Below are 21,955 nucleotides of genomic sequence, written 5' to 3'. Positions count from 1 at the left end.
GATGTCGGTGCGGGTCGGGCATGGGGCGGCGACGCACGCCGGCTTGCGCGGCCGGGCGAACGAAGACTCCTACCTCGCGGACGCGCCTGTGTTCGTCGTGGCGGACGGGATGGGCGGACACGAGGCAGGGGCCCGCGCGAGCGCCGCCGCGGTCGCCGAGTTCCAGCCGCTGGTCGGCATCGCCCGGGTGACGAACCAGGATGTGCGGGCCGCGATCGAGCGAGCGCGCTCGAACATCGACGCCCTTGCCACGGGCCAGCGCGCCGCGGGCACGACGCTCACCGGAGTCGTGCTGACCCGCGTGGGAGACGCCGGCTATTGGCTGGCCCTGAACATCGGCGATTCGCGCACGTACCGCTGGGCCCGTGGCCGTCTAGAGCAGATCAGCGTCGACCACTCCGTCGTGCAAGAGCTCGTCGACTCCGGACAGATGGACGCCGAGACCGCCGCCCGCCACTCGCGGCGCAACGAGATCACCCGTGCCCTCGGAGCCGGCAGCGTCGGCCAGGCGGACTTCTGGATGCTGCCCGCCGAGAGCGGCGACCGCATCCTGGTCTGTTCGGACGGACTGTCGACCGAGCTCGACGACGAGCGGATCGCCCGTATCCTCGACGAGGAGACCGAGCCGCAGGATGCCGCGCAGCGGCTCGTGCATGAAGCACTGCTGCACGGTGGACGTGACAACGTCACGGTCATCGTCGTCGATGCGCTCGGGGACGGCGGTGACGACGTGTACGACACCGTGCCGTCCGTGCAATCGGATGACGCAGACATAGACACCCGGCCGCGCGCAGCGGCCGCAGGGGGGAGCACCTGATGGTCGAGGTCCGCTATGTGCCGGCGGTAGGCGCGGAGCACTGGCGCGTCGCCCTGGCGCCCGCCGCGGCCGTCGCGCTGCCGGCGAACGTGTCGATCCCGACGGTCGAGGCCGTCTGGCGGCGCTTGGAGGAGCGGGGCATCGGTGCGGTCATCGAGGCGCTCACGGGCGCGTTCGGCACGTCGCTCGCGGCCATCCCCGACTTCATCCTGGCGATCGTCGAAGGCGACGGGCTGCGCGTCGCGGTGCGTGGACCGGTCGAGTTGGTCGTCGAGACCGATTCCGGTCCGCTCTCGGTCTCGGGCCAGGGCGTCTCGACCTGGGTCGAGCGTCATATCCCGGGCGTGCATCGCGCGTCGGCGCTCTTCGTCGATGCGGCGGACGAGACCTCGTCGCTGCCCTTCGTCGAGGGTGTCGTCGCGGCAGACTCCGTCACCGTCGACCTGACGGGTGCCCGACCGGGCGCCCGTCCCGCGAGCCCCTTCGTCGCTGCGGCTCCCGCGCCAGCGGCTCCCGCGCCCGCGAAGCCCGCGCCGGCGGAGACTGCCACGCCCGACCCCGCGCCCGCACCCGAGCCGCCCGCCGTACCCGAACCCGCTGCGACGCCCGAGCCCGCCGCCGCACCCGAGCCCGCCGCCGCACCGGTGCTGGGCGAGAACGACATCTCGTTCGACGAGTCGCCCGGCGCGCAGACGTTCGTTCCGCTCGGCGACACCGCGGCTGCCGATGAGCACGCGATGATCTGGGGCGAGACGGTCGTGCGGCCGACCCTTCCCGCCGAGCAGCTCGACCCAGCCGCGACCGCCACCCCCGACGACGACGCCACCGTCGTCTCGGCCCCGCCGGCACCGGCGGGCGATCACGACGGCGAGACGATCGCGGTCGCCGACATCCGCAGTGCACGTCGCGGCGAGCCGGCCGTCTACGAGTCGACGGAGATCGTGCCCGCTCGGCGCCTCGCACGCGGACGGATTCGCGTCTCGGACGGGCAGATCGTCGAGCTCGACAACACCGTCATCGTCGGACGGCGCCCCCGATCATCGCGATCGAGCGGTGACACGCTGCCCACGCTCGTCGCGGTCGAGAGCCCCGAGCAGGACATCTCGCGCAACCACGTCGAGATCCGCGCCGAGGGCGAGCACGTCCTCGTCGTCGACCTCGATACGACGAACGGCTCGGTGCTGCTGCGCGGCGGCAACGATCCGGTGCGGTTGCACCCGAACGAGCCGACGATGGTCGTCTCGGGCGACGTGCTCGACATCGGCGACGGTGTCACGCTGGCGTTCGAGGATCTGCCGTGAGCGCGAAGCGGCCCCCGGCGCCGCCGCCCGAGCTGCCCGGCTTCACCTACCTCGAGCTGCTGGGGTCCGGCGGCTTCGCCGACGTCTACCTGTACGAGCAGCATCTGCCTCGACGCAAGGTCGCGGTCAAGGTGCTGCTGCCCGAGCGGATGGCGGGCGGGTCGGTCGAGCAGTTCACGGCCGAGGCGAACGTCATGGCGATGCTCTCGACCCACCCCGCGATCGTGACGATCTACCAGGCCGGTCTCGCCGACGACCAGCGGCCCTACCTGGTGATGGAGAACTGCCCGCGGCCGAACCTCCAGGTGCGCTATCGCGCCGCGGCGTTCTCGGTCGCGGAGGCGCTGCGCGTCGGCATCCAGGTCGCGGCGGCCGTCGAGACCGCTCACCGTGCCGGCATCCTGCATCGCGACATCAAGCCGGCCAACATCCTCGTGACCGAGTACAACCGGCCCGCGCTGACCGATTTCGGCATCGCCACGACGACTGATGGCGCTGACGAGACCGCCGGTATGTCGATTCCCTGGTCGCCGCCCGAGGCGTTCGGTGAGGGACCCGATTCGGGTGTGCGCTCGGACGTCTACGCCCTCGGTGCCACGATCTACACGTTGCTCGCGGGCCGTTCGCCTTTCGAGCAGCCGGGTGGCCGCAACAGCGCCGCCGACCTCATCCAGCGCATCGAGACCGCACCTCTCCAGCCTCTCGACCGCGCCGATGTCCCGCCGTCGCTGCAGCAGGCTCTCGCGCGTGCCATGGCGAAGAGCCCCGGAGCACGCTTCGACAGTGCCGTGGCATTCGCCCGCGCCCTGCAGCGCGTTCAGATCGAGCTCGCCCATTCGGTCACTCCGATCGACATCCTCGACGATTCGCCCGACGCCGAGCAGGAAGACGACGCCGACGGCGAGTTGACCCGCGTCCGGGGCATCGTGAGCATCGAACCGACGACCGCCCCGCCCGCGGGGTCGACGCGCCGCAAGGGCGGCCCGGATGCGTCGTCGCCCTTCGCGCCGGGTGCCCCGGGCACGCCGTTCGCACCGGCGGCCCCCGACGAGACCGTGCTGCGTCCGTCGGCCCGCGCCGGGCAGGAGGCCACGGTCCGCCGCCCCCGCACGGTCGAGCCGATCGCGGACCAGACGGTGCAGCGAGGCGCGGCCGCGGCGGATGCGGCCGCAGCCGTGTCCCACTCGGACGCCGTTCACGACGTCGAGCACTCCGATGCCGGTACGCCCGCGCCCGCTGCGTCCGGCCGCTCGCGTCCGTGGCTGTGGATCACCCTGGGCGGGGTCGCCGCAGCGCTCGTCGTGGCCGTCGTGGTGGTGGCGAGCATGCTCCAGCCGACCACGCCCGCCGAACCCCAGGCGAGCGGATCCCCCTCCAGCGCCCCGCAGGACCCGCTCGCCGGTTTCGTCCCGCGCGTCGGTGACCTCGCGGGTGCGCCGGCGGGCACCGAGGTGACGTTCACGTGGACGAATCCGAATCCGGTCGAGGGCGATTCGTACCTCTGGTATCCCGTCACCCTCGAGGGAACCAGTGCACCGCAGCGTGTCGAGGACGAGACCGTCACCGTGCCCGCCGACCCCTCGGGTCGGACGTGCATCGAGGTCCAGCTCGTGCGTTCGAACGGCGGCGCGGGGGACGCGGTTCGCGGCTGCACGCCCTGACGCCTGGACGTCAGCCCCCGGGCTTGTCCTCGTCTCGTCGGCTGTCTCGCTCCTCGGCCTTCCGCTGTTCGTCGGCTCGCTTCTTCGCCTCCTGCTCCGCCTGCTTCGCCGCGTCGTCGGCCGCCTTGCGGTCTTCCCCCGGCCCCTTCCGCTCGGTCGTGTTCTCGGCGGGCCCGGCAGGTTGCTGAACGGGCTGTTCCGTCTGCTCGGGCTGGTCGGATTGGTCGTTCACGATGGTCGCGGGCTCGGACGCCTCGGTGGGAGCCGGCTCGGGAGCCGCCGACTGCTCGGTGTCGGCGGGTGTGGCCGGTGCGTTCTCTCCGGTCGCGGCGCCGAGCCACATCCCGCCGAGCGCGGTGGCTGCGAGCGCCGCGGCTGTCAGGCCGCCGACGAGTCCGATGCGCGCACGCGAGCGCTGACGGCGCCCGGTCGTCTCCCGCGAGACCCCCGCGGCCGCCGCAGGAAGGATCCTGGTCGCCGTCGGGGGGATCGCTTCGGTGGTGAGTGTGGTCACGGAGGGTACGGCCGCCGCGACCGCTGCAGGCACAGCGGGAAGCGTGGGTGTCGCCGGTCGGCGTGCCAGATCGGATGCCGCGGCGAACACCTCGACCGCGCTCGGCCGGTCTTCGGGGCGCCTGGCCGTCATGCGGCCCAGCAGAGACGCCCACGCGGGGTCGAGCGAGTCGGGGATGTCGGGTGCGAGGGTGAGCCGTGCGAGCGCCTCGCCGACCCCCTCGGCGCGAGGGAAGCCGCGCTGGCCGGTGAGGACCTCGAGAGCGACCAGGCCGAGCGCGTAGATGTCGGCCGGTGGAGCAGGCGGCGCCCCGGTGAGCTGTTCGGGTGAGAGGTACGCGGCTGTTCCGATGACCGTTCCCGGCTGCGTGACCCGGGCGGCATCCACCAGCACCGAGATCCCGAAATCGGCGAGCTTCGCTCCCGACCGGTTGCCGAGCGGAGGCACCGGCGCCAGGAGGACGTTGGAGGGCTTGATGTCGCGGTGCACGATGCCGGCGTCGTGAACGACGTGGAGAGCCTCGGCGAGATCGGAGACGAGGACGGCCGCCTGCTCGGCGGGCAGCGGACCCTCGGCGATGCGTGCCGCGAGGGTCGGGCCGTCGACGAACTCCATGACCAGATACTCCGCGCGGCCCGGCGCCAGCTGAGCGTCGTAGAGCGTGACGAGGGCAGGATGGTTCAGCGACGCGAGCACGGTCATCTCGCTGCGCGCGCGTGCGGATGTCGTCGCGCCTTCCATCTCGGGGCGCAGGAGTTTGATCGCCACGGTGCGCCCGAGCAACTCGTCTTCGGCGCGATAGACCCGGGCCATCCCGCCCTGGCCCACGCATTCGCCCAGTCGGTACCGGCCGTCGAGCATCGCCTCCGTGGGCGGAGGTTCGTTCGTCGCCATGTCGTCTCCCTGCGGCCGCGTCCCCGGGTCGGAGCGGCCAGGCTCCACCGTAGAGCCCACCCGCCCGCGGGCCAGGGTCTTGACACCGGGAACGGGAACGGGGCGGATGCCGAGACTCAGCGGGGGAGGGCACCGAGCGCGCGATCGACGCGCGTGACCACCGCGTCCGGTGCGGCGACGGCGGCGAGCTCATCGCGCAACCGGCTGCCCGGGACCCAGCGGATGTACGCGTCGAACTCCTCCGCCATCTCGGCGGAGTGCTCCGCGATCGAGCGGGACACCGCGCCGCAGGCATCCGGGGTGTCCGCGATCAGGGCGAGGTCGGAGTCGACGCCGACCCGGGGCGAGTCGCGGACCTCGGCGGCGGCTTCCCACGTGTGGGTTCCGGCACCCACCTCGAACGGTGCGCGGTCGCCGAGATCGACGAGCGCCGTCACCCCGTGAGGGACGTCCGCCCGAACGCGAACCCGCTCGCGGCTGTCGGCATCCCGTTCCCACGCAACGGAGGCTCGGCCCCGCGGCGTGTCGTGCGTGACGCCCGCGTGCTTCAGCGTCGACACGAACCACGGCTGGATCCGCAGCCGGGCCCAGCCGGGTTCCGCGCACGCGAGCCCGCCGAGGCGCCGGTGCAGGACATCTCCGACGGATCCGAGCGCGTAGTGGTTGAGCGAGGTCATGCCCGAGGGGTGCAGCGACCCGTCGGGTCGTACGGCATCCCATCGCTCCCAGACGGTCGTCGCGCCCTGAGAGAGCGGATAGAGCCAGGATGGGCACATCGTCTGCAGCAGCAGTCGTTCGGCAGCCCACGACTGCCCGTTCGACAGCAGGGCGTCGAGGACGAGCGGGGTCCCGAGGAAGCCCGTGGCCATGCGGTATCCGCCCGCGCGGAGGAGGAAGGCGAGACGCGCGGCGGCGGCGGAACGCAATCGGCTCGGGAGCAGATCGAACTCGAGCGCGAGGGCGTATGCCGTCGGGGCGTCGGAGGAGAGGCGGCCGCGCGGTGTGACGTACGAGGCTGCGAACGCATCGCGGACGTCGTCCGCGACCGCGGCGTATCGACCGGCCGCCGGCGCTTCCCCGGAGCGGGCGAGCGCGTTCGCGGTCAGCCGGGCCGAGTGAGCGAAGTAGGCCGTGGCGACGAGCCCGGGATCGGTCTTGGCCTTGTCGGGTCGGACGGAGGTCGGATCGAGCCAGTCGCCGTACTGGAACCCGCGTTCCCAGAGCCGCTCAGGCCCGGCGGCGTGCGCCACCGCGTCGACCCATGCTCGCATCGGGCCTGTCATCTGCTCGAGCAGCCGCGTATCGCCGAAACGCTCGTGCATCACCGTCGGGATGACGGTGATGGCGTCGCCCCAGCCCGCCGCCATCGTCTCGCCCAATCGCCCGAGCGTCTGCGGAACCACCGTCGGCACCCGGCCGCCTCGGCAGCCCTGCTCTGCGGCGACATCGATCAGCCACGACGAGAAGAATGCGTCGGCGTCGAAGAGGGACGCGGCCGTCGGGGCGAATACCTGCGCATCGCCTGTCCACCCGAGCCGCTCGTCGCGCTGCGGGCAGTCGGTGGGCAGTGCGAGGGCGTTGCCGGTGAAGCTCCGCACGATGTTCTCGTGCAGACGCGTGAGGCGCTCGTCGGAGCACGAGAACCAGCCGGTGCGCTTCATGTCGGTGTGCAGCACGACGGCGCTGAAGTCCGCGGGATCGAGCTCGCCGGGGTAGCCGCTGACCTCGACGTAGCGGAATCCGTGAAAGGTGAAGCGCGGCTCGCAGACGCTGTCATCGGTGCCGTCGAGCACGAATGTGTCGGTCGCCGCGGCGGCCCGCAGCGGTCTCGTGCTCAGCCTCCCGCCGTCGAGCACCTCCGCGTGTCGCAGAACGATCCGCGTGCCGGCCGGCCCGGAGACCCGGAATCTCACTCGTCCGACGATGTTCTGTCCGAAATCGAGCAGGACGAGCCCGGGATCAGCGCTCTCGGGCATGGTCGCGACGGGCAGGAACCGGATGCGCCGCACCGGCTCGACGTCGATGGCCTCGGGCTGCCGGTCGGGCTGCGTCAGGCCCGGAGCCCCCCAGGCGGTGTCGTCGAACCCCGCGACATCCCAGCCGTGCGGATGCCGGCGGAGGTCGACCTCGTCGCCGGCGTAGATGCCGCTCGAGACGAGCTCGCCGTCGCCGTACAGCCGCCAGCGGCCGTCGGCGCGGATCTCCTCGATGCGGCCGTCGCGGTGGCGCAGGCGGAGAAGGGGGCCGACGCCGGGTTGATCGCCGTAGAAGCGTTCCGCTGTCTCGCCGAAACCGTACGTCTCGGTGAACCAGCCGCCCGCGACCTCGAGCGTGAGAGCGTTCATCTCGCCCGGTCGCAGGGAGGGGGTGACATCGGTCAGGTGCAGGGGGAGCCGGTGCTGGTAGGCGGTCCAGCCGGGCTGCAGCACGGCGTCGTCGACGTCGGCGCCGTTCAGCCGTGCGCGGTAGACGCCGTGCGCCGCCACCTGCAGCTCGGCGGCGACGACCGTCTCGGCGACCGCGAACTCGCGCCGCGCGAGGAAGGGCTGGGCGACAGACCCGGGGTTCGCGAGGTACAGGAAGGGCGTGGCCCACGCCGTAGCGGGGAACGCGGCGCGGACCTCGCGGGGTTCCGACCAGGCGCTCGCCGTGCCGTCGACGCCGACGACGCGGGCCTCGAGCGTGTGAGACGAGCCGGCGTGGAGCGGAGCGAATGGCCAGTCCTCGAGGACACCGTAGGGACGCACGCTCACGGTCGTCGCACCGTCGAGCCGCAGCTCGGCTCGGTCCGCCTTCCACGTGGCGGGCGCCTCGACGAGCCACGACACGGGAGGTCGCGGTGAGGCGGCGACGGAGAGATCCCGCCGCCGCCCCACGCGCAGGGCGACGATGCGCGGAGCGCGAGCGATGCTCACGACTGCCGCGTCGCCCGGCGCGCCGTCAGGAGGGCGATGCCGCCGACTCCCGTCAGCACGGCTGCGCCGAGCCACCCGAACAGCGGTGATCCGCCCGTGCTCGCCAAGGCGCGCGCCTCGGTGGTCCCCGCGGCGGTTCCGTTGCCCCCGTCGGCGACGCCGGGTGCCGTCGTACCGCCGTCGCCCGGCGTCGCGGGCTGCGTGGGGTCGACGGGCGCCTCGACGACCGGTGCCGGCGCGAGCAGCCGCACGGCGGTGAATTCGCCCGAGTCCTTCTCGCCCGCGATGCCCCCGCCCCAGGCGAGGAAGCCGGCGCGACCGGTCCCGTCCGCCTCGTTGACGATCGCGGCGCTGCTCAGAAGCGACGTCGTCCTGTCGACGCCCCGCAGCAGTGCCCACGGGATCGCCGTCTCGTACACGGTCCGCCCGGCGTCGTCATCGCGGGAGATGGCGACCGGAGCACCGGGCACCGGGCCCGCGCCCGCGTCGACCGAGAGCCAGCGGTAAAGCTGCGGGCCGGCGCTCGTGAGCGCCATGCCGAACTCATGCCAGGTGGTCGCAGCCCCCGGGGCGCCGCCTGCGACGGTGAACTGGATCGAATCGCCCTGCCAGATGTTCGCGCCCTGCGCGGGCTGGTCGTGCACGTCGTCGGCCACATCGGCCGAGAGATACAGGTACTCCTCGTCCCAGGTGAGCCAGGCGACGGCGGATTGATCGTCGTCGTCGGCCTCGGGGTTGGCGGCGAAGGCGATCGGCGTGACGCCGTCGAGATCGTCGAGCGAGCCGTCGACGGTGATCGCGCGATGAGAGGCAGGCAGGACGGATGCCGCGTCGACCGGTGCGACGCGTCCCGAGGCCGTCAGCGTCGCCCCGTCGACGACCGCCGTCGCGGTGAAGGTCGCGGGGCCGGCCAGCGCGTCGAGCGGGATGTCGACGACGGCATCCGAATTCGCGCCGATCGACGCCGGAGCCTCCGGCTGCCCACCGACGTCACCGAGCGTGTACGACAGCGAGTCGAGCGCACGGGTGGTCGCGGAGGCGTTGGCGACGCGGATGCGGAGCACCGAGGCGCCCTCCGCCGTGAAGGCCTGCGCAGCCTGCAGCGTCACGGGTTCGCTCACCGACGCGGCGGCGCGGAGCGTACCGACGTAGCGGTCGCCGTCGTAGACGCGCGCGCTGGTCTCGTAGGTTCCCGAGGTGGTGGGAGCCGGGAGGGAGACCGCCGCGCTCGCGGTGGCACCGGGTCCGGTGGTCTGGGTCGCCTCGGAACCGTCCGGCAGCACGAGACGCCACGATGACGCGGCATCTGCCCGACCCTGCACGGTCCACGAACCCGTGATCGGGGCGCCGACGACACCCGCGTCGAGCGTCAGGCCGGCACCGGTCTGCGTGATGGCTGTCACCTCGCCCCGGACGTACAGCGGTTCCGTGCCCGTCTGCGCCAGCACCGGGGCATCCGCGCTGCCGCTGACGGTCTCGGCGTCGCCGAACATCGTCGTCAGTTCGGCCGACCCGCCGACCTCGAGCGCCACCGTCTGCGGGCCATCGGACCACAGGACGTGCAGTGGTCCGTCGGCGGTGGCGAACCGCACCTGGCGCAGGCCGGGCAGCGGCTCGTCACGCCCGGCGAACGTCGCCGTCGCGAGGGCGTCGGCCGCCACGGAGTAGGCGGCGAACGAGGGCTTCGGGGTGAAGGCGCCGAGCTCGTCGTCGGGGTGGTGCAGCAGGCCGAAGTTCTCTTCCGTCTCGGCGTCGTCGACGCCGTCGTTGACGAGGTCGTACACGTAGTACCGGGCGGCGTCATGGGCTGCCGCGATCACCGCCGACTTCGCGATGTCGGACGCCTGCTGACGCTCAGACACGGCGCGCGCGTTCGTGCCGGTGGGCCAGCCGTGCTCGGTGATCCACAGGGGCTTCGGCTGGCCGCCGTTGTAGCGCCGCACCAGGGTATCGATGCGCGTCAGCGTCTCGTCGAGGGCGTCTGCTCCGACGGGGTAGCTGTAGGGATGGAGCACGACGCCGTCGAGGTGATCGAGCGCGCCGAGCTGGAACGTCCGCTCCAGCCAGTCGGTGTTGAGGTTGGCCACCGCGGGGCCGATGACCGGCAGGTCGGGGGCGGCCTCCCTGATTGCGGGTGCTGCGGCCGAGAGTAGGGCGACGTAGTCCTCGGGCGAGACGTTCGTGTTGCCCCCGAGCCCGAGGTCCCACTCGTTCCAGACCTCGATGCCGGTGGACATGTCGCCGAACTCGGCGGCCATCGCCGCGGCATAGTCGGCGTACGCGGCGACGGCTTCGGCGCTGACGGGGCCGTTGCCCGAGTCGTAGAGGGGGTTGCCGTATCCGGCGAGCAGCAGTGGGCGGATGCCCTGCTCGCGCGCGGGGTCGAGGAACTCGGCACGAGCCCGCGACCAGTCGTAGACGCCGGGCTGCGTCTCGACCTCGCTCCAGTAGACCTCGTCGCGCAGCTGAGCGAAGCCGCCGGCGCTCAGCGCCTGCATCGAGGCCGGATCCCATGACTGTCCGTAGTGTGTGGCGGCACCGAACCGGCCGGTCGCCGAGGCGGCGGCATCCGCGTCGGGGAGGATCGCGAACGTCGTCGCCGCGCGAGTCTCGCCGTCGCCGACGGCGGTCACTTCGAGGCGATACCAGCCGCGGTCGGTCACCGTCGAGGTCAGGGTGCCGTCGGCCTGCTCCGTGCCGTCGTCGACGACCTCGCCCCAGCCGTCGACGACGCGCCAGCTGATGGTCGGGGCCGTCGTGTCGTACCGGAACGACACGGAGTCGCCGTCGTCGAAGAGGTTGCCCCATGCCTCGGGGCGGAGCGACAGTGCGGGTGCGTCGGCGGATGCCGGCGCGGCGAGCGCCACGCCGGCGGTAAGCGTGAGGGCGATGGCAGCGGTGGCGGCGACGAGCCGCGGGGCGGAACGGGGATGGGGGGAAGGATGCTTCGGCACGCGGTGCTCCTCGTCGAGTGTTCGCGGATGGTAGACGGTTAGGAAAATCGTTTGTCCAGCGGGAAGTCTGGATGGCAGGTGATGGATCTGTCAACAGCCCGACCGAGGTTCCCCCTCGAATTGTCGCGCCGCGACACGCTCAGGCGAATTGGTTTTGACGTGTCGGGTCGAGAGGTGCTAGACATCGGAGAGCAATCGTTTTTCCTGCTTGCCACTCACACCTAGGAGTTTCAATGACGAAACGTTTCCGTTCCGTCGCGGTCGCGATCGCGGTCGGAGGCCTGTCCGTCGCCGCCCTCACGGGCTGCAGCAGCGACGCATCTGCGCCCGCCGATGGCACCGTCACGATCGAGGTCGGCGACCGCCCGACCGCCGACCGGCCCGAGGACCGCGCCTACTTCGACGAGCGCGTCGCCGCGTTCGAGAAGGCGAACCCGGACATCGACCTGCAGCCCGTCGAGACCGGCTACGACGCCTCGACATTCCAGGCGCTCGCTGCGGGCGGCAGCCTGCCCGACGTCATGAGCGTGCCGCTCACCGAGCCGCAGGGCCTCATCAAGCGGAACCAGGCCGCCGACATCACCGATGCGCTCGAGAGCGAGGGTCTGCTCGATGCGCTGAACCCGACGATCCTCGCCCTCACCAAGAACAGCGACGATCGCGTCTTCGCCATCCCCACGAACGCCTACTCGTTCGGTCTGGTCTACAACCGCGATGTGTTCACGCAGGCGGGCCTCGACCCCGAGAACCCGCCGAAGACGTGGGACGAGGTCCGCGAGGCGGCGAAGAAGATCAGCGATGCGACCGACGCCGCCGGCTTCTCCGTGCTGACGACCGCGAACACGGGCGGATGGCAGTTCACCGGTATGACCTACTCGTTCGGCGGCACCGTCGAGAACGAGGATGGCTCGAAGGCCACCTTCGACGACACCCCGTCGACGGATGCCCTCGACCTGCTGCAGACGATGCGCTGGGATGACGGCACGCTCCCCGAGAACACGCTCTACGACGTGCAGTCGCAGGGACAGGACTTCGCCGCCGGCAAGATCGGCATGATCCTCGGCGCGAGCGACTCGTACTACAACGTGGTCCAGAACCTGAAGCTGCCCGCCGAGCAGTTCGGCATCGGAGGGATGCCGCAGTCCGGCGGCACGCAGGGCACGCTGAGCGGCGGCACGGTGCAGATCGTGAACCCGAACGCGAGCGACGCCGAGAAGACCGCCGCGGTGAAGTGGGTGGAGTTCTTCTACCTCCAGCGCTTCCTCGACGAGGACACCGCCGTCGACGACGCGCGCGCGTCGAACGAGGCCGGCTCCGTCACGGGGCTCCCCGGGCTGCCGGTCGTCAATGCCGACCAGTACTCCGAGTACTTCACCTGGATCGCCGACTACATCAACGTCCCGAGCGAGAACTTCACGCCCTACCTCGAGGCATCGGCCGACATCCCGATCGTGCCCGAGCCCGTGAACAACGCGCAGGAGGTGTACGGCGCACTCGACACCGTCGTCCAGACGGTGCTGACCGACAAGGGCGCCGACATCCCCGCGCTCCTCGCCACCGCACAGAGCGACGTCCAGTCCCGCCTGAGCCGCTGACCCGACGGGGTGGGCCGATCATCTCGGCCCACCCCCGACCGGAGGACCCCATGACCGACGTGAGAACCCGGACCCGGACGACGGCGTCGGCGCCCGCATCCCCCGAGACGGAGCCGCGCCGCCGACGCCGGTGTCGTCCCAGCCTGACGGCACTCGCGATCGCGGCGCCCGCGATCGTCGTCTTCCTCTACTTCTCGTGGGGGCCCATCGTCAGCTCGCTCGCCATGAGCGTGCAGCGCGTCGTCATCGGAGGTGAGAGCAGCTTCGTCGGGTGGGAGAACTTCGCCTACGTCCTGTCGGACCCCGGTCTTCCGCAGGCGACCCTGAACACGATCTACTACACCGCGCTCGCGGTGCTGTTCGGCTTCCCGGTGCCGCTGGCCCTCGCCGTCTTCATCTCCGAGATGCGCTCGCGCAGCTGGTACTTCAGCGCGCTGGCCTACCTGCCGGTCATGGTGCCGCCGGTCGTCGCGATCCTGCTGTGGAAGTTCTTCTACGCCCCCGACGCCGACGGCCTGTTCAACACCGTCCTCGGCTGGGTCGGCATCGGCCCGCTGCCCTGGCTGAACTCGACGGCCACGGCCATGCCCTCCATCGTCCTCGAGACGACGTGGGCCGGCGCGGGCACGGCGATCATCATCTACATCGCAGCCCTCACGAGCATCCCCTCCGAGCTCTACGAGGCGGCGGAGCTCGACGGAGCGGGGATCTGGCGTCGCGTCTGGCACGTGACTCTCCCGCAGATGCGCGGCATCATCGCCACGATGCTGCTGCTGCAGGTCATCGGCACGATGCAGATCTTCACCGAGCCGTTCCTCTTCACCGGCGGCGGACCGCAGGGCGCCACCAAGACGCTGCTCATGACGATCTACGACTACGCCTTCGTGCGCGTCGACTACGGCGCCGCGACCGCGCTGAGCGTGCTGCTCGCCGCATCGCTCGGTCTGCTGTCGCTCCTCTACTTCCGACTGACCCGACGCTGGAGCCGAGCATGAGCGCCCTTCTTCCCTCCCGGCGGCTCACCCGGCGCCGCGACGTCGCCCCCGAACCGCTTTCGCGCACGAACATCTCCGACAGCGACCGTCAGCGCCCATCGGTGCGCGTCTGGCTGGGCATCGGTCAGGTCGTGGTGCTCGCGGGCCTGCTCATCGCCGGACTCGGTCCGCTCATCTGGCTCGCGCTCGCGGCGGTCTCGCCGACGCAGGACCTCATCCGCGGTCCGTTCTCGTTCTTCGCCAGCGGGACGGTGCAGTGGGAGAACCTCGCCATCGCGTGGGAGCGCGGCCGTATCGGCCACTACCTCACCAACACCGCGATCCTCGCGGCGGGATCGGTCGTGGTGACCCTCGTCGTCTCGACGACGGCGGCCTTCGTGATCACCGTGCTCCGGCCGCGGTGGGGCAAGCTCCTGTCCGGAGCCATTCTCGCGACGCTGTTCATCCCCTCCATCGTCTCGCTCGTGCCGCTTTACCTGACGGTGCGCGAGCTGCCGGTGCTGGGGGTCTCGCTGATCAACACCTGGTGGGCCGTGTGGCTGCCCGCCGGCGCCGCAGCGTTCAACGTGCTCATCATCGCCCGGTTCCTCGAGGCGATCCCCGCCGACCTGTACGAGGCGGCACGCATCGACGGCGCGGGCCCGCTCCGCATCCTCTGGAGCATCGTCCTCCCGCTGTCGCGGCCGATCCTCGGAGTCGTGGGCCTGCTGACGGTCGTCGCGTCGTGGAAGGACTACCTCTGGCCCCTGCTCGTGCTGCCCGACCCCGACAAGCAGCCGGTGTCGGTGGCTCTGCCGCGCCTCGCGGATCAGACCGAGCTGAGCGTTCAGATGGCGGCCCTGTTCCTCTCGCTGATCATCCCCGTGGCGCTGTTCCTCATCTTCCAGCGGCAGTTCCTCCGCGGCGCGAGCATGGCGGGCGGGGTCAAGGGATGAGCCGCGTCCTCGTCACCGGCGCCGACGGCGAGATCGGTCGTGCAGTCAGCGACCGCCTCGTCGCGAGCGGACACCAGGTCACGGCGCTGTCGCTCGCATTCGGGGGAGCGCATCCCGCCGATCGGCAGATCACGGGCGACGCGACCTCGCGGTCCGACGTCGAGGAGGCGATGCGCGACGTCGACGCCGTCGCGCACTTCGCCGCCATCCCGCATCCGAGTCTGGGCACCCCCTACGACGTCTTCCGCGTCAACACCTCCGCGACGTTCAACGTGCTCACGCGCGCCGCCGAGGCGGGCGTCCGCCGTGCCGTCATCGCAAGCAGTATCAACGCCATCGGCTACCCGAACAACCCGCACGACACGTTCCCGCCGGCGTTCCCGCTCGACGTCGAGACGCCGCCCGACATCGCCGACGCCTACTCGCTGTCGAAGCTCGCCGACGAGGCGACGGCCCGGTACGCGCACCGGAGGTACGGGATCGACGTCGTCGCGCTGCGGTTCCCGCTCGTGAAATGGCCGCACGTCTTGCGCGAGGTCGCCGACGAGGTCCGGGCCGATCCCGCGCGGATGGCCCGCGAGGGCTGGGCGTACCTGACGATGTCCGACGCCGTGCGCGCGGTCGAGCGGGCGCTGTGGGCGGATGTCGCCGGCGCCGAAGTCGTGCCGCTCAGCGCCCGCGACACCCTGCTCGATGTGCCCACGGCCGACTTGCTGCGCCGCTACGCGCCCGCCGCCGAGCCGCCGGCGCACCTGTCGGGCCATGACGCGCTCGTCGACCTGACCGCCGCGCGGACGGTGCTCGGCTTCGAGCCGCGCGAGTCGATCCACGACGGCACGGCCACCCCCTACCCGGCACTCGTGAGGAGCGACCGATGACGACAGAGCCCACGACCTTCGATCAGCCATGGATGCCTCGCGAGAACGTGCGCATCACGGATGTGCGGGCGATCGTGACGGCGCCCGAGGGCATCCCGCTGGTCGTCGTCCGCATCGACACCGACGAGGACGGCTTGTGGGGCTACGGCTGCGCGACCTTCACGCAGCGCTGGCAGGCTGTCGTGGCGTTCCTCGACCACGTGCGCCCCCTGCTCGTCGGGCGATACCCCGGCGACATCGAAGACCTGCTGCGTCTCGTGCGGTTCACCGGCTACTGGCGCGAGGGTCCGGTCGGCAACAACGCGCTCTCGGGCATCGACATGGCGCTGTGGGACATCGCGGGCAAGCGCGCCGGGATGCCGGTGTACGAGCTGTTCGGCGGCCGCGTGCGCGCCGCGGCCGACACCTACCTGCACGCCGAGGGCGCCGATTTCGACGAGACCACGGATCACGCGCGCGAGCTCATGGCCGCGGGTCAGCGGCATGTGCGCATCCAGACCGGTCAGCAGGGGGTCGGGCACTACGGCGCCCCGCCCGTCGCGGGTTCGTTCGTGTGGGCGAAGAACCCCGCGGGATGGCGTGTCGAGGACTATCTCGTCCGCACGCCGCAGCTGTTCGCCCACGTGCGCGAAGCGCTCGGCGACGGGGTCGAGCTGCTGCACGACGTCCACTCGCGGTTGACGCCGGCGACGGCGATCGCGCTCGCCCGTTCGCTCGAGCCCTACCGTCCCTTCTTCCTCGAAGACGTGCTGGCGCCCGAGCACTGGCACCGCCTCGCCGAGGTGCGTGCCGCCTCCCCGGTGCCGATAGCGGTCGGCGAGCTCGCGACCTCCTTCACCGACGCGGCCCGCTTGATCCGCGAGCATCACGTCGACTACATCCGCAGCCATCTCTCGGATGTCGGGGGAGTCAGCGCCGCACGCCGGCTCGCCGTCCTCGCCGACATCGAGGGAGTGCGCACGGCCTGGCATTCGCCGGGCGACGCCTCGCCGTTCGCCGTCGCCGCCGCCGTCGCGCTCGATGTGACCTCGCCGGCCTTCGGCATCCAGGAAGGGCACGTCTACAACGACGCGACGCACGAGGTCTTCCCCGGGATGATCGACATCGTCGATGGCTGGCTGACCCCGAACGACGCGCCCGGATGGGGCATCGAGATGGACGAGGCCGCCGCCGCCCGCTTCCCCGCCGGTCTTTCCGGGCACGACGCGTGGGCCGCGGGCGTCCGCGCCCCCGACGGCGCCCTGATCGCGCCCTGAGCGTGCGGCGCTCCGCGCCGTCGCGCCGACCCCCCATCCCCGAACCCGAAAGAGATCCATGACCACCTGGTCGATCGCGCCCTCGGGGCGCTGGCTGCTGCACGGCGGCGAACCGACGTTCCTCCTGGCTGACACCGTCTGGGCGGCTTTCGGCGGTCCGACCGAGAACGAGTGGCTCGACCACCTCGAGCTCCGCCGCCGCCAGGGCTTCAACGCGCTGTTGATCAGCGTCCTGCCCATCGAGCACGACCGTTCGACGGGCACGCGCTCGCCGTACGCCCTCCGCGACGGCGCGGTCGACTTCGGCGCCGGTGACCCCGACTACTGGGCCGTCGCCGAGCGCATGCTCGAGCAGGCGCGCGAGCGGGGCTTCACGCCGATGCTCGTGCTGCTGTGGAACAACTTCGTGCCCGGCACGTGGGGCTCGCGCCTCACTCCCGATCACGTGCTGAGCGCGGAGCAGACCGAGACCTACGTCCGAGAGACGGTGGCGAGGTTCCAGCGGTTCGAGCCGGTCTGGATCGTGTCGGGCGACGACGATCTCGACGACGACGTCGCGCTCGAGCGGTACAGCTCGGTGGCGGCGCTGCTGCGCGAGGTCGCACCCGGCCAGCTCGTCACCTGGCACGACACTCCGACAGCACGGATGCCGCAGCCGCTGGCCGACAGCGGACTCGTCGACTTCCACGCGCTCCAGTCGGGGCACAACGAAGCCTGGGAGACGCTGCCGGCCGACCTCACCCGCTACTACCGCGGCCTCGACGTCGCGCGGCCGATCATCAACCTCGAGCCCTGCTACGAAGGGCTCGGCCGCTTCCGCGGCACCGCGCGCCACTCGGCGGCCGACGTCCGTCGCGCCAGCTGGACCGGCGTCGTCTCGGGCGCTGCCGCGGGTCTCGGCTACGGCGCCCACGGCGTCTGGTCGTGGCATCGCCGAGGAGAGGGCTTCTCGGCCGAAGACGTGCACGGGGCTCCGTTCCCGTTCTCCGTCGCCGCGGCCTTCCCTGGCGCCGAGGACGTCGCGTACCTCCGCCGTGTCGTCGACGCGGAGCGGCTATGGGGCCTCGACGCGGCGCCCGATCTGCTCGTGGCCGAACCCTCCGGGGCCGTCGCCGGCCGCACTCCCGATGGAACGATCGCCGTCTACGCCCCCACGCCCTTCTCGCTCACCCTCGGAGGCGTCGAGCCCGACGGCCTCGGGGTGACACTCCATGACCTCGCGGCGCGTCGGCCCGATGCCGCGCGGTGGACCGCGGTCGACGGCGGCATCCGGCTCGAGCAGCCCGAGTTCACCGGCGACGCGCTGTTCGTACTGCGCCCCGTTCACAGCGGGGGCGAACGATGAACGGGCGGATCGTGACGTTCGGCGAGGCGCTCGCCACCGCGACCGTCGATGAGGCGGGCACCCTGACCCGCGCGACCGTCGCGGGCGCGGAGCTCAACACCGCGGTCGGGCTCGCGCGCCTCGGGCATGATGTCGCGTGGGCTTCTCGGCTCGGCGATGACGTCTTCGCGGGACTCGTGCGCGAGACCCTGCGGGCTGAAGGCATCGACGATCGCCTCGTGGTGGCTGCTCCCGGGGAGCAGACGGGCCTGATCGTCAAGCAGCGCCGGGACGACGACGACATCCGTTCGGAGCACTACCGCGCGACGAGCGCCGCGAGCCGACTGCGTTCGGACGACCTCCCGGCCGCGGCACTCGACGGGGCAGGGTGGTTGCACGCCACCTGCATCACGCCCGCGCTCGGAGCAGGCCCGAAGGGGCTGTTCGAGAACGTCCTCCACGAGGCGTCGATGCGCGGCATCCCGATCTCGCTCGACGCCAACCACCGGCCGCAGCTGATGTCGGAGGACGAGCTCCGAGCAGTCGTCGACGATTGGCTCGATGTCGTCGACACGTTCTTCTGCAACGAGGACGAGGCCCGGATCCTCACCGGCACGACATCGACGGATGCCGCCGTCGACGAGCTCGCCCGGCGTGGCCCCCGCGTCGTCGTGGTGAAGCTCGGAGGTCGCGGGGCGATGGCCGGCGACGCGGCGGGTCGACGCTTCACTCCTGCGTCCGCCGTCACCCCGCCGACTCATCCCGTCGGAGCCGGCGACGCCTTCGCCGCGGCATGGATCTCGTGCACGCTGCGCGGCTACACCGTCGACGAGGCGCTGCCCGTCGCGGCGTGGTGCGCGGCACGGGTCGTCGCCGATCCCGGCGATCACGACGGCTTCCCCCGCCGCGTCGAGCTCGACGCCTTCGAGGTTGCACGCCGCGACCTCGCGGAGGCCGGGCGATGACCGCGGACGTGCGAGCAGCGCTCGCCGCCGCGGCCGTCGTCGCCGTGCTTCGGGCGTCGTCGGAAGCCGAGCTGCGTCGGCAGATCGATTTCGCCCTCGACGCCGGACTGCCGGTGCTCGAGATCACGTCCACGACCCCGGGGTGGGACCGCGTGTTGGCGGAGATCGCCGGCGACACTGCCTTCGACCGCACCCTGCTCGGGGCCGGCACCGTTACGACCGTGGCTCAGGCTGAGGCGGCGCGGGATGCTGGGGCACGGTTCCTCGTGTCGCCGACGGTCGTCGACGCCGCCGTGCGCGCGGCAGCCGGCGAGGCGACCTTCATCGCGGGCGGATTCACCCCGACCGAGCTGCGCGCTGCGGCAGGAGCGACCGGCCTGGTGAAGCTCTTCCCCGCCGCGAGCGGCGGTCTCGGGCACCTGCGCGCGGTTCGCGACGTGATGCCCGACGTCGCCGTCATGCCCACCGGCGGCATCGGCATCGACGCCGCCGCCGACTGGATCGCCGCGGGTGCCGTCGCGGTCGGGATCGGCGGCGGGCTGTTTCGTGAACCCGTGGGCCGGGTCCGCGACCTCGTCGCTTCGCTCCGGCGGACCCCGTGAAGCGGATGCGCATCGGCTCGGGCGATCTCGTCGCGGTCGTGGAGGCCGACGGGGCTCGCATCTCGTCATTGCGCCACCTGCCCACCGAGCGTGAACTGCTCGCGTCGACACCGTGGGCCGACGATCCGGATGACGCGTTCGTGATGGCCGACTCGAGTGCGCAGTGGCATCGCGCCTACCGCGGCGGCTGGCACCTGCTGCTGCCGCGGGCCGGCGACGCACCCGCGACGGCGTCTCCGCCGCAGCCGTTCCATGGCGAGGCCGCGTGGCGCACCTGGCGGCTCACGGGCAGCCGTAACGCGTGCCGCGCGTCGGTCGTCCTGCGGACGGTTCCGCTCGCGATCGACCGATGGATGTCGGTGCGCGCGAACCTGCTCGTCATCGAGACCGCGGTACGGAACGTCGGCAGTGATCCGGTCAGCTACGGCTGGGCCGAGCACCCGGCGTTCTCGGGCGACCTCTTCGGTCCGGCCTCCACGGTGCACACGGGTGACCGCGTCATACGGCTGGACGCGGCGCCCGCGGCATCCTTCGCCGATCTCGCCGCACCTGCCGGCGCCGTGACCATCACCGCCCCCGAGGCCGGTGTCGAGGTCTCACTGCACTGGGACGCGGCGCTGCTGCCGCGGCTCTACGTCTGGCAGGAGCAGCGGGGGAGCGCCGGCTTCCCGTGGTGGGGTGCGATGGATGCCGTCGGCCTCGAGCCGGCCGCCGACCCGTACGGCACACCCCTCGACGCTCTCGGCACCCTGACCCTCGCGCCGGGGGAGAGCCGGGAGTCCGTCATCTCGCTGCGTGTCGATCGATCGGGCGATGTCGCGCCGGAGGCGACGTCATAGACTCGAAGCGAGATGGCGAGAAAAGCGATTTCCCTCCGTGACGTTGCGGCTGTCGCCGGCGTCTCGGTGTCGACCGTGTCGAAGGTGCTGCGGGGTCAGGGCAAGGCATCGGATGCCACGCGCGAGCGCATCTTCGAAGCCGCCGAGCGGCTCGACTTCCAGCCCAACGCGCTAGGTCAGTTCCTCGTCCAGGGGCGCAGTGCCACCGTGGGCGTGCTCACCATGAACGCCCCCGGTGCCTTCACGATGCCGGTGCTCACCGGTGCGACCACGACCCTCGGCACGCGCGACCTGTCGGTGCTCGTGACCGACTCGCACCTCGACCGCACCGTACTCGCGGCGACGGTCCGCAAGCTGCGGGCGCGCAGCATCGACGGGCTGCTCGTCGTCGGCGACGGGTCCGGGTCGGAGATCCGCTCGGTCACGGCGGGGTTCCCGGCACCGGTGGTCTACGTCTACGGCATCTCCGACGACGACGCCGACGCCTCGTTCGTGCACGACGGGTACGCCGCCGGGAAGCGTGCCGGAGAGCACCTCCTCGCCTCCGGTCGTCGGCGCATCGCGCACATCACGGCTTCCGCCGACGACCACTCGGCGCGCGAGCGCGCGGACGGCCTCGCCGCAGCCCTCGCGGCCGCCGGTGCCGACCTCGCGCCCGAGCTCGTGCTGCGCGGTGACTGGTCGCGGGGCTGGGGTCGCGAGGCCGCGGAGCGGCTGATCGCGTCGGGCGCGACGTTCGACGCCGTCTGCTGCGGCAACGACACGATCGCCCGCGCGGTGATCGCGGCGCTCGCCGAAGCGGGTGTCCGCGTGCCGGAGGATGTCGCCATCACCGGGATGGACAACCTGTCGGGCCTCACCGGGCAGGACGACGAGAGCCTCACGACGATCGACTTCCGTCTCGCCGACCTGGGTGCCCGGGCCGCGGCTCACCTGGCCGACGTCATCGACGGTCAGCCCTACGAGCCCGGCCTGCACCGGCTGGCGGGCGACCTCGTCGCGGGTGAGTCGACGGCGTCGCCGGCTGGCTGACGGCCTCAGTTCTGGCGCGAGCCGAGCACCTTCACGATGACGGACCGTCGGCGCAGTTCGGCGATCGTCCTGGTCTCCTCGTCGGCGTCGCGGCCGAGCGCGTGCACGTCGGAGACCACGACGACGTCTCCCGCCGTCAGATGACCGAACAGGCGCGACAGGCGTTCCTGCCAGCTCTCGCCGGTCTCGGGAGCGGGGTGGCGGAAGCCCTCGATCGGAACGCCGAACTGTGCCAGCGCGTCGCGCTGAGCCACGATGCTCGGCATGTCGTCGCGCGAGACGACGAGGCCGACAAGGCGGGCACCGGCGGGGCGGGCGGCCCACCATTCCGGGCTCGGCTGCAGGGCGGCGAAGCTGTCGGGCAGTTCGTCGACGGGGGAGTCGGGCAGCGCGATCGTACGCGTCTCGGCGTAGTCCGCCGCGGGGCGCGTGGTCCGGTCGTCGTCGGTCGGGGTGCTCACCCTCTCATTGTCGCCGA

General features: G+C 71.8%; 17 protein-coding genes. 13 read left to right on the top strand and 4 right to left on the bottom strand.

Translation table 11 applies throughout. The features are described from left to right. The first annotated feature begins 1 nt into the window (after position 1). The 3 genes from DEU36_RS08290 to DEU36_RS08280 are packed head-to-tail and all read left to right on the top strand — an operon-like array spanning position 2 to position 3,779. Entirely contained in the window at positions 2 to 817 is an 816-nt protein-coding gene (locus DEU36_RS08290; RefSeq protein WP_120263729.1) for a PP2C family serine/threonine-protein phosphatase, read from the top strand. Then, positions 817 to 2,118 (top strand): FHA domain-containing protein, encoded by a 1,302-nt coding sequence (locus DEU36_RS08285; RefSeq protein WP_120263728.1) that lies wholly within the window; start codon positions 817 to 819, stop codon positions 2,116 to 2,118. The genes DEU36_RS08290 and DEU36_RS08285 overlap by 1 nt, the downstream gene beginning before the upstream one ends. Further along, entirely contained in the window at positions 2,115 to 3,779 is a 1,665-nt protein-coding gene (locus DEU36_RS08280; protein ID WP_120263727.1) for a serine/threonine-protein kinase, read from the top strand. Before DEU36_RS08285 ends, DEU36_RS08280 begins: the two co-directional genes overlap by 4 nt. A gap of 10 nt (positions 3,780 to 3,789) precedes the next feature. Here the strand turns inward: DEU36_RS08280 and DEU36_RS08275 are convergent, their stop codons facing one another. The 3 genes from DEU36_RS08275 to DEU36_RS08260 all read right to left on the bottom strand — a co-directional run bounded on the left by DEU36_RS08275 (position 3,790) and on the right by DEU36_RS08260 (position 11,056). Next, positions 3,790 to 5,187, bottom strand: a complete 1,398-nt coding sequence (locus tag DEU36_RS08275; RefSeq protein WP_120263726.1) for a serine/threonine-protein kinase — start codon at positions 5,185 to 5,187, stop codon at positions 3,790 to 3,792. Positions 5,188 to 5,303: 116 nt separating this feature from the next. Then, the gene (locus DEU36_RS16000) at positions 5,304 to 8,102 is read right to left on the bottom strand and encodes an alpha-L-rhamnosidase (protein ID WP_183045318.1); all 2,799 of its coding nucleotides are present in this window, start codon (positions 8,100 to 8,102) and stop codon (positions 5,304 to 5,306) included. Continuing rightward, entirely contained in the window at positions 8,099 to 11,056 is a 2,958-nt protein-coding gene (locus DEU36_RS08260) for a sugar-binding protein (RefSeq protein WP_120263725.1), read from the bottom strand. The genes DEU36_RS16000 and DEU36_RS08260 overlap by 4 nt, the downstream gene beginning before the upstream one ends. A gap of 233 nt (positions 11,057 to 11,289) precedes the next feature. Between DEU36_RS08260 and DEU36_RS08255 the strand changes: the two genes are divergently transcribed. The 10 genes from DEU36_RS08255 to DEU36_RS08210 are packed head-to-tail and all read left to right on the top strand — an operon-like array spanning position 11,290 to position 21,477. Further along, positions 11,290 to 12,651 carry an extracellular solute-binding protein gene (locus tag DEU36_RS08255; protein ID WP_120263724.1) on the top strand — a complete coding sequence of 454 codons (1,362 nt, stop codon included), beginning with the start codon at positions 11,290 to 11,292 and terminating at the stop codon, positions 12,649 to 12,651. Between the two features lie 50 nt (positions 12,652 to 12,701). Continuing rightward, positions 12,702 to 13,646: a carbohydrate ABC transporter permease gene (locus DEU36_RS08250; RefSeq protein ID WP_120263723.1), complete on the top strand. Its 945-nt coding sequence runs from the start codon at positions 12,702 to 12,704 to the stop codon at positions 13,644 to 13,646. Beyond that, on the top strand, positions 13,643 to 14,581 hold the full coding sequence (locus tag DEU36_RS08245) for a carbohydrate ABC transporter permease (protein ID WP_120263722.1): 939 nt from the start codon (positions 13,643 to 13,645) through the stop codon (positions 14,579 to 14,581). The genes DEU36_RS08250 and DEU36_RS08245 overlap by 4 nt, the downstream gene beginning before the upstream one ends. Then, a complete protein-coding gene (locus tag DEU36_RS08240) occupies positions 14,578 to 15,459 on the top strand; it encodes an NAD(P)-dependent oxidoreductase (RefSeq protein WP_120263721.1) in 882 nt (293 codons plus the stop codon). Before DEU36_RS08245 ends, DEU36_RS08240 begins: the two co-directional genes overlap by 4 nt. Continuing rightward, positions 15,456 to 16,715 (top strand): enolase C-terminal domain-like protein, encoded by a 1,260-nt coding sequence (locus DEU36_RS08235; RefSeq protein WP_120263720.1) that lies wholly within the window; start codon positions 15,456 to 15,458, stop codon positions 16,713 to 16,715. The genes DEU36_RS08240 and DEU36_RS08235 overlap by 4 nt, the downstream gene beginning before the upstream one ends. Positions 16,716 to 16,773: 58 nt before the next feature. Continuing rightward, a complete protein-coding gene (locus DEU36_RS08230) occupies positions 16,774 to 18,060 on the top strand; it encodes a DUF4038 domain-containing protein (protein ID WP_120263719.1) in 1,287 nt (428 codons plus the stop codon). After that, a complete protein-coding gene (locus tag DEU36_RS08225) occupies positions 18,057 to 19,004 on the top strand; it encodes a sugar kinase (protein ID WP_120263718.1) in 948 nt (315 codons plus the stop codon). The genes DEU36_RS08230 and DEU36_RS08225 overlap by 4 nt, the downstream gene beginning before the upstream one ends. Next, complete coding sequence (locus DEU36_RS08220; protein ID WP_120263717.1) at positions 19,001 to 19,606, top strand: bifunctional 4-hydroxy-2-oxoglutarate aldolase/2-dehydro-3-deoxy-phosphogluconate aldolase; 606 nt, start codon at positions 19,001 to 19,003, stop codon at positions 19,604 to 19,606. The genes DEU36_RS08225 and DEU36_RS08220 overlap by 4 nt, the downstream gene beginning before the upstream one ends. Beyond that, positions 19,603 to 20,445 carry a hypothetical protein gene (locus DEU36_RS08215; protein ID WP_147374372.1) on the top strand — a complete coding sequence of 281 codons (843 nt, stop codon included), beginning with the start codon at positions 19,603 to 19,605 and terminating at the stop codon, positions 20,443 to 20,445. The genes DEU36_RS08220 and DEU36_RS08215 overlap by 4 nt, the downstream gene beginning before the upstream one ends. A gap of 12 nt (positions 20,446 to 20,457) precedes the next feature. Next, positions 20,458 to 21,477: a LacI family DNA-binding transcriptional regulator gene (locus tag DEU36_RS08210; RefSeq protein WP_120263715.1), complete on the top strand. Its 1,020-nt coding sequence runs from the start codon at positions 20,458 to 20,460 to the stop codon at positions 21,475 to 21,477. 5 nt (positions 21,478 to 21,482) lie between these two features. Here the strand turns inward: DEU36_RS08210 and DEU36_RS08205 are convergent, their stop codons facing one another. Next, complete coding sequence (locus tag DEU36_RS08205; protein ID WP_120263714.1) at positions 21,483 to 21,938, bottom strand: recombinase family protein; 456 nt, start codon at positions 21,936 to 21,938, stop codon at positions 21,483 to 21,485. Between the last annotated feature and the right edge of the window lie 17 nt (positions 21,939 to 21,955).

The organism is Microbacterium sp. AG238 (assembly GCF_003610405.1).
Classification (GTDB): domain Bacteria; phylum Actinomycetota; class Actinomycetes; order Actinomycetales; family Microbacteriaceae; genus Microbacterium.
This window is presented reverse-complemented; position numbering and strand designations above follow the sequence as displayed.

Bases quoted from the DNA above. Each gene is read 5' to 3' on its own strand.
- DEU36_RS08290 (WP_120263729.1), top strand. From the start codon at position 2: ATGTCGGTGCGGGTCGGGCATGGGGCGGCGACGCACGCCGGCTTGCGC.
- DEU36_RS08285 (WP_120263728.1), top strand. From the start codon at position 817: ATGGTCGAGGTCCGCTATGTGCCGGCGGTAGGCGCGGAGCACTGGCGC.
- DEU36_RS08275 (WP_120263726.1), bottom strand. From the start codon at position 5,187: ATGGCGACGAACGAACCTCCGCCCACGGAGGCGATGCTCGACGGCCGG.
- DEU36_RS08255 (WP_120263724.1), top strand. From the start codon at position 11,290: ATGACGAAACGTTTCCGTTCCGTCGCGGTCGCGATCGCGGTCGGAGGC.
- DEU36_RS08250 (WP_120263723.1), top strand. From the start codon at position 12,702: ATGACCGACGTGAGAACCCGGACCCGGACGACGGCGTCGGCGCCCGCA.
- DEU36_RS08245 (WP_120263722.1), top strand. From the start codon at position 13,643: ATGAGCGCCCTTCTTCCCTCCCGGCGGCTCACCCGGCGCCGCGACGTC.
- DEU36_RS08240 (WP_120263721.1), top strand. From the start codon at position 14,578: ATGAGCCGCGTCCTCGTCACCGGCGCCGACGGCGAGATCGGTCGTGCA.
- DEU36_RS08235 (WP_120263720.1), top strand. From the start codon at position 15,456: ATGACGACAGAGCCCACGACCTTCGATCAGCCATGGATGCCTCGCGAG.
- DEU36_RS08230 (WP_120263719.1), top strand. From the start codon at position 16,774: ATGACCACCTGGTCGATCGCGCCCTCGGGGCGCTGGCTGCTGCACGGC.
- DEU36_RS08225 (WP_120263718.1), top strand. From the start codon at position 18,057: ATGAACGGGCGGATCGTGACGTTCGGCGAGGCGCTCGCCACCGCGACC.
- DEU36_RS08220 (WP_120263717.1), top strand. From the start codon at position 19,001: ATGACCGCGGACGTGCGAGCAGCGCTCGCCGCCGCGGCCGTCGTCGCC.
- DEU36_RS08210 (WP_120263715.1), top strand. From the start codon at position 20,458: ATGGCGAGAAAAGCGATTTCCCTCCGTGACGTTGCGGCTGTCGCCGGC.